The organism is Coprococcus sp. AF38-1 (assembly GCF_003603945.1).
GTDB classification, from domain to species: domain Bacteria; phylum Bacillota; class Clostridia; order Lachnospirales; family Lachnospiraceae; genus Coprococcus; species Coprococcus aceti.
Window position 1 is genome coordinate 410484 of the sequence record NZ_QVGO01000001.1, and the last position, 12635, is coordinate 423118.

The 12635-nt window shown below is 42.2% G+C and carries 20 protein-coding genes; all 20 read left to right on the forward strand.

What is annotated here, in order from left to right:
• Positions 1-3 precede the first annotated feature (3 nt).
• The 20 genes from rplE (at position 4) to DW025_RS02195 (ending at position 12587) form a co-directional block, all read left to right on the forward strand.
• Positions 4-543: a 50S ribosomal protein L5 gene (gene rplE, locus DW025_RS02100; protein WP_004850134.1), complete on the forward strand. Its 540-nt coding sequence runs from the start codon at positions 4-6 to the stop codon at positions 541-543.
• A 20-nt stretch (positions 544-563) separates the two neighbouring features.
• Entirely contained in the window at positions 564-749 is a 186-nt protein-coding gene (locus tag DW025_RS02105; protein ID WP_004850137.1) for a type Z 30S ribosomal protein S14, read from the forward strand.
• Between the two features lie 23 nt (positions 750-772).
• Positions 773-1174 (forward strand): 30S ribosomal protein S8, encoded by a 402-nt coding sequence (gene rpsH, locus DW025_RS02110; RefSeq protein WP_022216649.1) that lies wholly within the window; start codon positions 773-775, stop codon positions 1172-1174.
• A 15-nt stretch (positions 1175-1189) separates the two neighbouring features.
• Complete coding sequence (gene rplF / locus DW025_RS02115) at positions 1190-1729, forward strand: 50S ribosomal protein L6 (protein ID WP_022216650.1); 540 nt, start codon at positions 1190-1192, stop codon at positions 1727-1729.
• A 17-nt stretch (positions 1730-1746) separates the two neighbouring features.
• Positions 1747-2115 carry a 50S ribosomal protein L18 gene (rplR, locus tag DW025_RS02120; RefSeq protein WP_022216651.1) on the forward strand — a complete coding sequence of 123 codons (369 nt, stop codon included), beginning with the start codon at positions 1747-1749 and terminating at the stop codon, positions 2113-2115.
• A gap of 19 nt (positions 2116-2134) precedes the next feature.
• Positions 2135-2644: a 30S ribosomal protein S5 gene (gene rpsE, locus DW025_RS02125; RefSeq protein WP_015533792.1), complete on the forward strand. Its 510-nt coding sequence runs from the start codon at positions 2135-2137 to the stop codon at positions 2642-2644.
• 14 nt (positions 2645-2658) lie between these two features.
• Entirely contained in the window at positions 2659-2841 is a 183-nt protein-coding gene (rpmD, locus tag DW025_RS02130; protein WP_004850147.1) for a 50S ribosomal protein L30, read from the forward strand.
• A gap of 21 nt (positions 2842-2862) precedes the next feature.
• On the forward strand, positions 2863-3303 hold the full coding sequence (gene rplO, locus DW025_RS02135; protein WP_004850150.1) for a 50S ribosomal protein L15: 441 nt from the start codon (positions 2863-2865) through the stop codon (positions 3301-3303).
• A gap of 1 nt (position 3304) precedes the next feature.
• Positions 3305-4618, forward strand: coding sequence for a preprotein translocase subunit SecY (gene secY, locus DW025_RS02140; RefSeq protein ID WP_118017307.1), 1314 nt, complete (start codon positions 3305-3307; stop codon positions 4616-4618).
• Between the two features lie 123 nt (positions 4619-4741).
• Positions 4742-5386 (forward strand): adenylate kinase, encoded by a 645-nt coding sequence (locus tag DW025_RS02145; protein ID WP_022216653.1) that lies wholly within the window; start codon positions 4742-4744, stop codon positions 5384-5386.
• A 2-nt stretch (positions 5387-5388) separates the two neighbouring features.
• The gene (map, locus tag DW025_RS02150; protein ID WP_015533796.1) at positions 5389-6159 is read left to right on the forward strand and encodes a type I methionyl aminopeptidase; all 771 of its coding nucleotides are present in this window, start codon (positions 5389-5391) and stop codon (positions 6157-6159) included.
• Between the two features lie 99 nt (positions 6160-6258).
• Entirely contained in the window at positions 6259-6477 is a 219-nt protein-coding gene (gene infA, locus DW025_RS02155; protein ID WP_004850160.1) for a translation initiation factor IF-1, read from the forward strand.
• Between the two features lie 89 nt (positions 6478-6566).
• Entirely contained in the window at positions 6567-6680 is a 114-nt protein-coding gene (rpmJ, locus tag DW025_RS02160; RefSeq protein WP_015533797.1) for a 50S ribosomal protein L36, read from the forward strand.
• A 248-nt stretch (positions 6681-6928) separates the two neighbouring features.
• On the forward strand, positions 6929-7297 hold the full coding sequence (gene rpsM, locus DW025_RS02165; protein ID WP_015533798.1) for a 30S ribosomal protein S13: 369 nt from the start codon (positions 6929-6931) through the stop codon (positions 7295-7297).
• Positions 7298-7342: 45 nt separating this feature from the next.
• Positions 7343-7738, forward strand: a complete 396-nt coding sequence (gene rpsK / locus DW025_RS02170) for a 30S ribosomal protein S11 (RefSeq protein WP_004850165.1) — start codon at positions 7343-7345, stop codon at positions 7736-7738.
• Between the two features lie 20 nt (positions 7739-7758).
• A complete protein-coding gene (gene rpsD / locus DW025_RS02175; RefSeq protein ID WP_015533799.1) occupies positions 7759-8352 on the forward strand; it encodes a 30S ribosomal protein S4 in 594 nt (197 codons plus the stop codon).
• A 71-nt stretch (positions 8353-8423) separates the two neighbouring features.
• Positions 8424-9380 (forward strand): DNA-directed RNA polymerase subunit alpha, encoded by a 957-nt coding sequence (locus tag DW025_RS02180; protein WP_015533800.1) that lies wholly within the window; start codon positions 8424-8426, stop codon positions 9378-9380.
• A gap of 80 nt (positions 9381-9460) precedes the next feature.
• Complete coding sequence (locus DW025_RS02185) at positions 9461-9997, forward strand: bL17 family ribosomal protein (protein WP_015533801.1); 537 nt, start codon at positions 9461-9463, stop codon at positions 9995-9997.
• Positions 9998-10141: 144 nt separating this feature from the next.
• On the forward strand, positions 10142-11776 hold the full coding sequence (locus DW025_RS02190) for an ABC transporter ATP-binding protein (RefSeq protein WP_119998503.1): 1635 nt from the start codon (positions 10142-10144) through the stop codon (positions 11774-11776).
• Positions 11777-11786: 10 nt separating this feature from the next.
• Positions 11787-12587 carry an energy-coupling factor transporter transmembrane component T family protein gene (locus DW025_RS02195; protein WP_117550696.1) on the forward strand — a complete coding sequence of 267 codons (801 nt, stop codon included), beginning with the start codon at positions 11787-11789 and terminating at the stop codon, positions 12585-12587.
• Positions 12588-12635: the final 48 nt, after the last annotated feature.

Below are 12635 nucleotides of genomic sequence, written 5' to 3' on the forward strand. Positions count from 1 at the left end.
TAGGTGAGTAGACTTAAAGAAAAGTATGACGCTGAAATTAAGAGCGCCATGGTTGAGAAATTTGGATATAAGAATGTAATGCAGATACCAAAGCTCGATAAGATCGTTATCAATATGGGCGTTGGTGAAGCTAGAGAGAACGCTAAGGTTCTCGACGCTGCTATCAAGGATCTTGAGACAATCACAGGTCAGAAGGCAGTTGTAACAAGAGCAAAGAAGTCAGTAGCTAACTTCAAGCTGAGAGAGGGAATGCCTATCGGATGTAAGGTAACTCTTCGTGGCGAGAAGATGTATGAGTTCCTTGATCGTCTTGTAAATCTTGCACTCCCACGTGTACGTGACTTCAGAGGTATCAATCCAAACGGATTTGATGGAAGAGGTAACTACGCATTCGGTATTAAGGAGCAGCTTATCTTCCCTGAGATCGAGTACGATAAGGTAGATAAGGTTAGAGGTATGGATATAATTTGCGTAACAACAGCACAGACTGACGAGGAAGCTCGTGAGTTACTTACACTGTTCGGCATGCCTTATAGCAAATAATAAAGGAGGAGATTCGAGAAATGGCTAAGACATCAATGAAAGTTAAGCAGCAGCGCAAGCAGAAGTTCTCAACAAGAGAGTACACACGTTGCAGCATTTGTGGACGTCCACACTCAGTTTTAAAGAAGTACGGAATTTGTAGAATCTGCTTCCGTGAGTTAGCATATAAGGGACAGATTCCTGGCGTTAAGAAATCAAGCTGGTAAGAGTAAGAAGGAGGAAATTTATTATGTCAATGAGCGATCCAATTGCAGATATGCTTACAAGAATTCGTAATGCTAATACAGCAAAGCATGATACAGTAGAAATCCCTGCTTCAAAGATGAAGAAAGCTATTGCCGACATACTTTTATCAGAAGGATATGTTAAGGCTGTAGATATCGTTGAGGACGGTAAGTTCGAGACAATCAAGATCACATTGAAGTATGGTGCAGATAAGAACGAGAAGATCATCACAGGTCTTAAGAGAATTTCAAAGCCTGGTCTTCGAGTATACGCAAGCAAGGATGAGCTTCCAAGAGTACTTGGTGGACTTGGAACTGCTATTATCTCCACAAACAAGGGTGTATTAACAGATAAGGAAGCTAGAAAACAGAACGTAGGTGGAGAAGTACTTGCGTTTATTTGGTAAAAGGAGGACGGCAAAATGTCACGTATCGGAAGAATGCCTATCGCTGTACCTGCAGGCGTAACTGTAGATATAGCAGAAAATAATAAAGTGACTGTTAAAGGACCAAAGGGAACTCTTGAGAGAGTTCTCCCTGCGGAAATGGATATAAAGTTAGACGGCGATACAATCACAGTATCAAGACCTAACGACTTAAAGAAGATGAAATCACTTCACGGACTCACAAGAACACTTATCCACAACATGGTAGTAGGTGTTACAGAGGGTTACAAGAAGGAGCTTGAGGTTAACGGTGTAGGTTACAGAGCTCAGAAGCAGGGTAATAAGCTTGTTCTTGCTCTTGGTTATTCACACCCAGTTGAGATGGTTGATCCAGATGGTATCGAAACATCAGTTGATGGAAACAAGATCATAGTAAGCGGAATCAGCAAGGAAAAGGTTGGTCAGTACGCTGCTGAGATTAGAGAGAAGAGAGCACCAGAGCCATACAAGGGCAAGGGTATCAAGTATGTGGATGAGACTATCAGACGTAAAGTTGGTAAGACTGGTAAGAAATAATAAAGGAGTGAGATAAGATGATTAATAAAGAATCAAGAAGCGCAATTCGTGTAAAGAAGCATATGCGTGTTCGTAATCGTTTAGCTGGAACAACAGAGAGACCACGTTTAGCTGTATTCAGAAGTAATAATCATATGTACGCTCAGATTATTGATGATTCAGTTGGTAAGACATTAGTAGCAGCATCTACAACAGAGAAGGCTATTAAGGATGAGCTTGAGAAGACAAATGATGTTGATGCAGCAGCTTACGTTGGTAAGGTTATTGCTGAGAGAGCACTTGAGAAGGGTATCAAGACTGTTATCTATGACAGAGGCGGTTTCGTATACCACGGTAAGGTTCAGGCATTAGCAGATGCAGCGAGAGAAGCTGGTCTGGAATTCTAGTAAGGAGGAAGAACAACGTATGAAGCGTGAAATAATTGATGCAAGTAAGTTAGAGTTAGAAGATAAAGTTGTTGCCATCAAGCGTGTAACAAAGGTTGTTAAGGGTGGACGTAATTCTAGAGTTGCAGCTCTCGTAGTTGTTGGTGATAGAAATGGCCACGTTGGCGTTGGTGTTGGCAAGGCAGTTGAGACTCCAGAAGCTATCCGTAAGGGTAAGGAGGATGCTGCAAAGCATTTAGTTACAGTTCCTGTAAATGAAGTTGGTAGTATCCCTTACGACTGGAATGGACAGTTCGGCAGTGCTTCAGTTCTTCTGAAGACAGCTCCAGAAGGTACTGGTATCATCGCTGGTGGTCCTGCTCGTAGCGTACTTGAGCTTGCAGGATATAAGAACATCCGTACAAAGTCCTTAGGATCAAACAACAAGCAGAACGTAGTTCTTGCAACAATCAAGGGCCTTACAGAGATCAAGAACCCAGAGGATATCGCAAGACTTCGTGGAAAATCTGTTGATGAGATACTTAACTAAGGAGGTATTAGAAGATGGCAGATAAGTTAAAGGTAACTTTGGTAAAGTCCCCTATCGGCGCTGTACCAAAGCATAGAAAGACAGTAGAGGCTCTTGGACTTAAGAAGGTTAATAAGTCAGTAGAGCTCCCAAATAACGCTGCAACACTTGGAATGGTTAAGCAGGTAAGTTATATGGTAAAGGTTGAGGAAGTATAAGAGAAGGAGGATACGCAGATCATGGATTTATCTACATTAAAGCCGGCTGAAGGCTCAAAGCACAGTGCTAATTTCCGTGTAGGCCGTGGACATGGTTCAGGAAATGGCAAGACTGCAGGTAAGGGACATAAGGGTCAGAAGGCACGTTCTGGATCACCTAGACCAGGTTTCGAAGGTGGACAGATGCCATTATATAGACGTCTTCCTAAGAGAGGCTTTAATTGCATCAATCACAAAGAGATCGTTGCAATCAATGTATCAGCTCTTGAGAGATTCGAGGATGGCTCAGACGTAACTGTTGAGACATTAGTAGAGGCAGGTATCATTAAGAATCCTCGTGATGGAGTTAAGATTCTTGGAAATGGAGAGTTAACTAAAAAGCTCAATGTTAAGGCTAATGCTTTTTCAAAGTCAGCAGCTGAGAAAATTGAAGCTCTTGGCGGAAAAGCAGAGGTGATGTAATATGTTCAAAACCTTAATCAATGCATTTAAGGTACAGGATATACGAAGAAGACTTTTATATACGTTCTTCATTCTCGTGGTAGTCAGACTTGGTAGTCTGATTACCGTTCCGGGAATAAGTGCGGATGCAATAAGAGAGTACATGCAGAATGCCCTCGGTGATTCACTGAACATCTTCAGTTCATTCACCGGAGGATCGTTCGAGCAGATGTCGATCTTTGCATTGTCGGTAACACCTTACATTACAGCTTCCATCATCATACAGCTTCTCACCATTGCTATACCGGCTTTGGAAGAACTGCAGAAAGACGGAGAAGATGGTAGAAAGAAGATCACCGCTATCACAAGATATATGACAGTAGGTCTTGCAATCCTTGAGAGTGCTGGTCTTGTAGTAGGATTTGGAAACAAGGGAGTCATTGAGAATTATAACTTCTGGACGGTTCTTTGCATCGTAGTCATTCTTACGGCAGGAAGTGCTATAGTAATGTGGCTTGGCGAGAGAGCAACAGAGAAGGGTGTTGGCAATGGTATATCAGTAATCCTTTTGATCAACATTGTTTCAACAATGCCAAATGACTTCAAGAATTTATACACACAGTTCATGAAGGGCAGAGACTTTGTAAGATTTACACTTGTAGGACTCATTATCCTTGCAGTTGTAGTTCTTACAGTAGTATTTGTATGTGCACTTCAGGGCGCAGAGAGAAAAATTCCTGTACAGTATGCCAAGACAGTAAGAGGAAGAAAGACGATGGGCGGACAGTCCTCTCATATTCCACTTAAGGTCAATACTGCAGGTGTTATTCCGGTCATCTTTGCATCATCCATACTGTCTGTTCCACAGATCGTAGTGAATCTGTTCAACATCAAGACATCTGGTGTAGGAGCAAAGATAATCCAGGGTATGAGTCAGGGCTACTGGTTTAACAGATCTTATCCTTGGGCATCGATCGGTTTGATCGTATATATTTTACTTGTGTTCTTCTTCGCATATTTCTACACAGCGATCACATTCAATCCAATGGAGATTGCCAACAATATGAAGAAGAGTGGCGGTTTTGTCCCTGGTATAAGACCTGGACAGTCAACACAGGATTACCTTAATAAGATTTTAAACTACATCATATTTATAGGTGCTGTAGGACTTATCATAGTAGCATGTATACCAATGTTCTTCAGTGGTTTCTTTGGAGCAAATGTTTCATTTGGAGGAACATCACTTATCATCGTTGTAGGTGTTGTTATAGAGACAATTAAGAATATTGAGTCACGTATGCTGGTAAGGAACTATCAGGGATTCCTTTTAGACTAAAATATGACGTGGCAATAAACACGAATGGGAGTGTGCCGTATAGTACACTTCCTATTCGTGTATTATAGAGAGAATAGTATTTGATAAGAATGGGAAACGTTCAAAAAAATGGAGGTTGAATATATGAAGATAATCATGTTAGGCGCACCGGGCGCAGGCAAGGGAACACAGGCAAAGATGATCGCTGCAAAGTACGGCGTACCACATATCTCAACAGGAGATATATTCAGAGCGAACATAAAGAACGGCACAGAGCTTGGTGCAAAGGCAAAGGAGTACATGGATAAGGGACTTCTTGTACCAGATGAGCTCGTTGTCGACTTGGTAATAGATAGATTCAAGGCTGATGACTGTGCAAAGGGATATATCCTTGACGGATTCCCAAGAACTATCCCACAGGCAGAGGCACTTGACAAGGCACTCTCAGCAATCGGCGATTCGGTTGATTACGCTATCAATGTTGAGGTACCTGATGAGAATATCATCGAGAGAATGTCAGGCAGACGTGCATGTGTAGGTTGTGGAGCAACATACCATATCGTATACAACCCAACAAAAGTTGAGGGCAAGTGTGATGCATGTGGAGCTGATCTCATCCTTAGAGACGATGATAAGCCAGAGACAGTAGAGAAGAGACTTAATGTATATCATGAGCAGACACAGCCTCTCATCGATTACTACAAGGCAAAGGGCATCCTGAAAGAGGTTGACGGAACTGTTGATATGAAGGATGTATTCGCTGCTATCACTGATATATTAGGTGAGTAAATATGAAGGGTATTTCCATAAAATCCCAGGAAGAGATTGAACTTATGAGAGAGGCTGGAAGAATTCTGGCGATAACTCATGAGGAGATGAGAAAAGCATTGAAGCCGGGAATGACCACATATGATATAGATAAGCTCGGTGAAGAGGTTATCAGAAGTTATCACTGTGAACCATCATTTCTGAACTATCAGGGATATCCGGCGTCGGTGTGTGTATCTGTAAATGATGAGGTGGTACACGGAATCCCATCAAAGAACAGAGTGCTTCAGGATGGAGATATAGTAAGTCTTGATGCCGGTGTTATCTATAAGGGTTACCATTCAGACTCAGCCAGAACATATGGAGTTGGCGAGATATCTGATATGGCAAAGTATCTCATAGAGGCAACGAAGCAAAGCTTCTTTGAAGGACTGTCAGCGGCCCGTGCGGGAAATCATGTGCGGGATATAGGAATAGCGGTCGAGTCCTATGCCGATGAGTGTGGACTTGGAGTTGTTGTCGATCTGGTGGGACATGGAGTCGGAAAAAATCTTCATGAAGAGCCGGAGGTCCCAAACTTCGCAACAAGAAGAAGAGGACCGAAGCTGAAAGCAGGAATGACGATAGCGATAGAACCGATGATCACACTTGGCGATTACGAAGTGAAGTGGATGCCGGATGGATGGACGGTCGTCACCGCAGACAAATCACTGGCGGCACATTATGAGAATACAATACTTATAACAGATGGAGAGCCTGAGATACTTTCAAGGGCCGATGGAATTGAGCTGTAGATGTGATATCATATGTCGTCGTTCGTAAGCACGATTACATATTCATTATATCATGGAGAACTCATAAGTTGATTTATATATATAGGAGGATTTTTGAAAATGTCAAAAGCAGATGTAATTGAAGTAGAAGGAACAGTAGTTGAGAAACTTCCAAATGCCATGTTTCAGGTAGAACTTGAGAATGGACACAAGGTTCTTGCTCATATAAGTGGAAAGCTGAGAATGAATTATATAAAGATTCTTCCTGGCGACAAAGTTACAATAGAGTTATCACCATACGATCTTACCAAGGGAAGAATCGTTTGGAGAGATAAATAATAAAAAAATGAATTTCCCTATTGCATTTTATCAATGAAAATGATAGAATGCTAATTCGTAGCGGACTTTTTTTGAAAGGAGAGTTTCTAATGAAGGTTAGAGCATCAGTAAAACCTATCTGCGATAAGTGCAAAGTTATCAAGAGAAAGGGAATCGTTAGAGTTATCTGCGAGAATCCAAAGCACAAGCAGCGTCAGGGTTAATCAAAAAAGGAAAAGAAGTATATGGATGATAGCCCATCCGGAAGTATACTTATTTTCGTGCGTCAGTACATATATCTAATGTACTGTATTATTTAAAAGCGGCTGTGGCATACGTAGATATGCCAATACAATTATAGAAATATACAACTTAGTTGAAGTTTGCGGTGTATGCATTTCACCCCATAGCGTGTGCTATGGGATACATTTGTGGATTCAGCTTAAAAGAAGATTTTACGGAGGTTATTATAATGGCTCGTATTTCAGGTGTTGATTTACCAAGAGAGAAACGTGTTGAAATTGGTCTTACTTATATCTATGGTATCGGACTTCCTTCATCACAGCGTATTCTTAAGGAAGCAAACGTTAATCCTGATACACGTTGCGCAGATCTGACTGACGATGAGGTTAGAAGACTCAGCGAGGTTATCAAGGCAACTCAGGTAGTAGAGGGAGATTTACGTAGAGAGATAGGCTTCAATATTAAGCGTTTACAGGAGATTGCTTGCTATCGTGGTAAGCGTCATAGACAGGGACTTCCTGTTCGTGGACAGAAGACTAAGACTAACGCTAGAACTCGTAAGGGTCCTAAGAAGACTGTTGCTAATAAGAAGAAGTAATATTTATAGAATATATTTGTAAAAAACCATAGGAGGTTTAGGCTAATGGCTAAGCAGGCAACTAAAAAAGTGGCTAAGAAGCGTGTCAGAAAGAGCGTACAGCACGGACAGGCTCATATTCAGTCATCTTTCAATAATACAATTGTTACATTAACAGACGCTGAAGGCAATGCGCTTTCATGGGCAAGCGCTGGTGGATTAGGATTTAAGGGTTCTAAGAAGTCAACTCCATATGCTGCTCAGATGGCTGCAGAGACAGCCGCAAAGGCTGCTGCACCTTACGGACTCAAGACAATCGACGTATTTGTCAAGGGACCAGGTTCAGGAAGAGAGGCTGCAATTCGTGCACTCTCAGCATGTGGTATAGATGTAGTTAGTATCAAGGATGTTACTCCGGTTCCACATAACGGATGTCGTCCACCAAAGAGAAGAAGAGTTTAATTAGAGGAGGTACAAACAAGATGGCAGTAGATAGAACCCCAGTTCTTAAGAGATGCAGATCTTTAGGCATGGAGCCAATGTATCTCGGAATAGACAAGAAGTCAAACAGAAGACCAAACAGATCAAATAGAAAGCAGAGCGAGTATGGACTTCAGCTCCGCGAGAAGCAGAAGGCTAAGTTCATTTATGGTGTACTTGAGAAGCCTTTCCGTAACCTTTATGCAAAGGCTGAGCAGCAGAAGGGATTAACAGGTCCTAACCTCATGACATTACTTGAGCTTAGACTTGACAACATCATCTTCAGATTAGGCTTTGCAAGAACAAGAAGAGAGGCTAGACAGATCGTAGATCACAAGCACGTACTTGTAAATGGCAAGTGTGTAAACATCCCTTCATACTCAGTTAAGCCAGGCGATAAGATCGAGATCAGAGAGAAGAGCAAGTCTCTTCAGAGATACAAGGATATCATGGCTGCAACAGAGGGTGTTCTCGTACCAGGTTGGTTAACAGCAGACAGAGATAACCTCGCAGGTGAAGTTGTAGAGAAGCCAAGCAGAGAGCAGATCGATGTTCCTGTAAATGAGACTCTCATCGTCGAGTTATATTCTAAGTAAGATTTGTTCTTTATTTATACATTTTGTAACTTGGAGTGTAGCATTTTAAAACCCGTAAAGGAGGGGCTTAGATGTTTGAGTTTGAAAAACCAAAAATCGAGATCGTTGAGACTTCAGATGACAACAAATATGGCAAGTTTGTAATCGAGCCTTTAGAGAGAGGTTACGGTATAACACTTGGTAACTCACTTAGAAGAATAATGCTTTCTTCATTACCAGGTACCGCTGTAAGCCACGTTAAGATAAAGGGTGTTTTACACGAGTTCAGCTCAATACCAGGTGTAAAAGAGGATGTTACTGAGATAATAATGAACATCAAGAATGTCGTTATCAAGAATAACTCAGATACATTTGAGCCAAAGCAGGCATACATCGATGTTGTTGGTGAGCGCGTTGTTAAGGCAGGAGATATCAAGGTTGACGGAGATATAGAGATCGTAAATCCTGATCTTGTAATCGCAAACCTTAGTGGTCCGGACGCAAAGCTTGAGATGGAGCTTACAATTGTCAACGGACGTGGATATGTAAGCCTTGACAAGAACAAGGAAGCAGATGCACCAATTGATGTCATCGCTATTGACTCAATCTTCACCCCTGTTGAAAGAGTAAACCTTACAGTTCAGAATACACGTGTTGGTCAGGTTACTGACTATGATAAGTTAACTCTTGATGTATATACAAACGGAGCTCTTGCTCCAGATGAGGCAGTAAGTCTTGCTGCAAATCTTCTGGTAGAGCACTTGAAGCTGTTCGTAGATTTATCAGAGAACGCACGTCTTGTAGATGTTATGGTTGAGAGCACAACAGACGAGAAGGAAAAGGTTCTTGAGATGAATATCGATGAGCTCGAGTTATCAGTTCGTTCATACAACTGTTTGAAGAGAGCTGGCATCAACACAGTTCAGGAACTTATAAACAAGACACCAGAGGATATGATGAAGGTTCGTAACCTTGGTCGTAAGTCACTGGATGAAGTATTAGCTAAGCTTAAGGAGTTAGGCTTATCACTTAATCAGAACGAGGACTAATAGCAGTTCCCGTATACCACTCAAGCTGAATAATAGTAAGCACAGTGAAGACCCGCAAAGGGTATAGGAGGATAATTAAAATGGCAAAGTATAGAAAGCTTGGAAAAGCAAGCGCACAGAGAAACGCATTACTTCGTAACCAGGTAACTCAGTTACTGTATCATGGAAAGATCAAGACAACAGAGGCAAGAGCTAAGGAAGTTGTTAAGATCGCAGAGAAGCTCATCACTTTAGCAGTTGCTGAGAAGGACAACTACGATGAGGTTACAGTTCAGGCTAAGGTTGCTAAGAAGGATAAAGATGGCAAGAGAATTAAGGAAGTTGTAGACGGTAAGAAGGTTACAGTATACGACACAGTTGAGAAGACAGTTAAGAAGGATCAGCCTTCAAGACTTCATGCCAGAAGAGAGATGCTCAAGGTTTTATATCCAGTTGTTGAAGTTCCTACAGATGCTGCTGGTAAGAAGGCCGGTACTAAGAAGATCGACTTAACACAGAAGTTATTCGATGAGTATGGTACAAAGTACGCAGGACGTAAGGGTGGTTACACAAGAATCATCAAGATCGGTCAGCGTAAGGGCGATCAGGCTCTTGAGGTTATTCTCGAGTTAGTATAATGGATTGATAGATTGATATTATACAGATAAATAAACAGGGCTGCAGTACATAGACGTATTAGTTTACGTTCGTGTACGGCGGCCCTGTTTTTTAATAAAATTTAGTGAAATATAGAGATTTCATTGATATAGATTGGAAAGATTATGAGCTTCATAAATGTAAAAGGACTATCTCATAAATTTAATATAAAGGATAAAGACGGCAATAAGATAGGGGAGAACTGGGCAATAAAGGATGTAGATTTTCTTGCCGACAAGGGGGAGATAATCGCGATCCTTGGCAGAAACGGTTCAGGGAAGTCTACGTTTGCAAGACATTTGAATGGACTGCTTGCACCGCATGAGGGTTCGATAGTCATAGGTGGAAAAGACATGGCGGAGATGGGAGAGCTTACATCAGTCAGACGACAGGTAGGAATGGTGTTTCAAAATCCCGATAACCAGATAGTCGGCAACACCCTCGCTGAGGATATAGGATTTGGGCTGGAGAATCTTGGCGTCTGCAGCGAAGATATATGGAAGAAGATAGATGAGATGCTGGAGCTCACAGGGCTCACAGCATATAAGTATGCCAATACGTCAAGAATAAGCGGTGGACAGAAACAGCGGCTTGCAATCGCATCGTCCATGGCGATGACTCCGGATTGTATAGTGCTAGACGAGGCGACATCCATGCTTGACCCGCAGGGAGCAAAGGATATGCTGGAGCTTGTGCAGAGATTGAACAAAGAAAAGAGAATAACCGTAATAATGGTGACTCACAGGATAGCTGAGGCACTTATGGCGGATAAAGTATACATATTGGATAATAGCAGGATCGTGGCAGAGGGTACACCTGGAGATGTATTCACAGATGTTGACCGGCTTAAGAGCTATGGACTGGAGATACCGGTTGATATGAAGCGTAGGGCCGGAATACCGATCGATATCTGCTATAAATATAAGAACAGGCATATGGATATAAGCAGCGATATGAACAATGCGCAGAGTAATCATGCTGAGGATGAGAAGACTGCAGATAATTCAGAAAAATGTATAGTTGAGCTTCAGAATGTATCATATTCGTATGTGAATGGAAATGAGTCATTTCAGGCGCTTTCTGATATAAACATCAAAATATATGAAGGACAGGTTGTCGCTGTAATAGGGCAGACCGGATCGGGAAAGAGTACACTGCTTCAAATGATAAATAAGCTGATAGTTCCACAGAGTGGCAAGGTATATCTGTATGATACGGATGTGCAGAGTGTAAGAAATATCAAGGATATCCGCAGGAGGATAGGGTATGTATTTCAGTCCCCTGAGTCCCAGTTGTTTGAGAATACGGTGCTCAAGGATGTAATGTATGGTCCGATAAACTTTGGAATGCCAAAGAAAGAGGCTGAGGATGCCGCCAGAAAGGCGCTTGAGTTGGTGGGAGTACCGGAGAAATATGCGGAGTATTCTCCATTTGAATTGTCCGGTGGTTTGAAAAAGAGGGCGGCAATAGCGGGAATACTGGCATATGAGCCAGACGTATTGATCCTTGATGAGCCTGCATGCGGACTTGACGGAGAGAGCCGGGAGCAGTTATGGAATCTCGTCAGAAAGCTCAACAGAGAGAAAAATGTGACGATCATACTGGTATCCCACGACATGGAGGATGTGTATGAGATGTCAGAGAGGATTCTTCTTATGGAGCATGGAAGGATAGTGTATGATGGAGGGACAGGTGAGTTTTTTGAGGACAGGAGCTTACTTGAGCAGTACGGTATAGATGTTCCCGGGTGCCCGGAATAGGAGATTTACTATGATACGAGATATTACAATAGGACAATATTACAGTGGCAGTTCTGTGATACATAGAATGGATCCGAGAACAAAGCTTGCAATAACATTTCTATATGCCATATCGCTGTTTCTTTGCAAGGACTGGATCATGATACTTGCCGCAACGGCATTCCTCTGTATATATGTGGCGGTGAGTAGGGTGCCGATAACATACATTTGCAGGGGACTGAAGGTCATATGGATGTTTATTCTGTTTACAGCAATATTCAGCGTGTTCAACGGGGACGGACGGGTACTTTGGAGCTGGCACAGACTTCGCATAACAGATAACAGTGTGATGACTACGGTGCTTGTGGTTATACGCCTTGTATACCTCATAATAGGCTCATCTGTCATGACGTACACTACAAGACCGATGAATCTGGCAAATGGACTGGAGAGCAGTCTGGGATTCTTGAAGAAAATAAAGGTTCCGGTGTCTGATATGGCCATGATGCTTATGATTGCATTGCGATTTATCCCGATATTTATGGAGGAGCTGGATAAGATCATGAAGGCACAGCTTTCCAGAGGTGCGGACTTCGAGAGTGGCAATATATTCAAGAGGATAAAGAGTTATGTACCTGTATTTGTACCATTATTTGTATCGGCGATAAGGAGGGCCACAGATCTTGCCCAGGCCATGGATGCCAGATGTTTTGACGGCAGCGAAGGCAGGAGCCGCATGAATCCGTTAAAATACAGTGGAACAGACTATGTAAGTTATGCTATAGTGTTGGTGTATCTGGGATGCATGATAGTATACAGATGTGTGATGTAGGAAATCCTGCAATCTTATTTCGGGATACATGCGCACTTCGGGATCAAA

Bases quoted from the DNA above. Each gene is read 5' to 3' on its own strand.
- rplF (WP_022216650.1), top strand. From the start codon at position 1,190: ATGTCACGTATCGGAAGAATGCCTATCGCTGTACCTGCAGGCGTAACT.
- rplO (WP_004850150.1), top strand. From the start codon at position 2,863: ATGGATTTATCTACATTAAAGCCGGCTGAAGGCTCAAAGCACAGTGCT.
- rpsD (WP_015533799.1), top strand. From the start codon at position 7,759: ATGGCAGTAGATAGAACCCCAGTTCTTAAGAGATGCAGATCTTTAGGC.
- rplR (WP_022216651.1), top strand. From the start codon at position 1,747: ATGATTAATAAAGAATCAAGAAGCGCAATTCGTGTAAAGAAGCATATG.
- infA (WP_004850160.1), top strand. From the start codon at position 6,259: ATGTCAAAAGCAGATGTAATTGAAGTAGAAGGAACAGTAGTTGAGAAA.
- rpmJ (WP_015533797.1), top strand. From the start codon at position 6,567: ATGAAGGTTAGAGCATCAGTAAAACCTATCTGCGATAAGTGCAAAGTT.
- DW025_RS02190 (WP_119998503.1), top strand. From the start codon at position 10,142: ATGAGCTTCATAAATGTAAAAGGACTATCTCATAAATTTAATATAAAG.
- secY (WP_118017307.1), top strand. From the start codon at position 3,305: ATGTTCAAAACCTTAATCAATGCATTTAAGGTACAGGATATACGAAGA.
- DW025_RS02195 (WP_117550696.1), top strand. From the start codon at position 11,787: ATGATACGAGATATTACAATAGGACAATATTACAGTGGCAGTTCTGTG.
- DW025_RS02185 (WP_015533801.1), top strand. From the start codon at position 9,461: ATGGCAAAGTATAGAAAGCTTGGAAAAGCAAGCGCACAGAGAAACGCA.
- DW025_RS02180 (WP_015533800.1), top strand. From the start codon at position 8,424: ATGTTTGAGTTTGAAAAACCAAAAATCGAGATCGTTGAGACTTCAGAT.
- rpsM (WP_015533798.1), top strand. From the start codon at position 6,929: ATGGCTCGTATTTCAGGTGTTGATTTACCAAGAGAGAAACGTGTTGAA.
- rpsH (WP_022216649.1), top strand. From the start codon at position 773: ATGTCAATGAGCGATCCAATTGCAGATATGCTTACAAGAATTCGTAAT.
- DW025_RS02105 (WP_004850137.1), top strand. From the start codon at position 564: ATGGCTAAGACATCAATGAAAGTTAAGCAGCAGCGCAAGCAGAAGTTC.
- map (WP_015533796.1), top strand. From the start codon at position 5,389: ATGAAGGGTATTTCCATAAAATCCCAGGAAGAGATTGAACTTATGAGA.
- rpmD (WP_004850147.1), top strand. From the start codon at position 2,659: ATGGCAGATAAGTTAAAGGTAACTTTGGTAAAGTCCCCTATCGGCGCT.
- rpsE (WP_015533792.1), top strand. From the start codon at position 2,135: ATGAAGCGTGAAATAATTGATGCAAGTAAGTTAGAGTTAGAAGATAAA.
- DW025_RS02145 (WP_022216653.1), top strand. From the start codon at position 4,742: ATGAAGATAATCATGTTAGGCGCACCGGGCGCAGGCAAGGGAACACAG.
- rpsK (WP_004850165.1), top strand. From the start codon at position 7,343: ATGGCTAAGCAGGCAACTAAAAAAGTGGCTAAGAAGCGTGTCAGAAAG.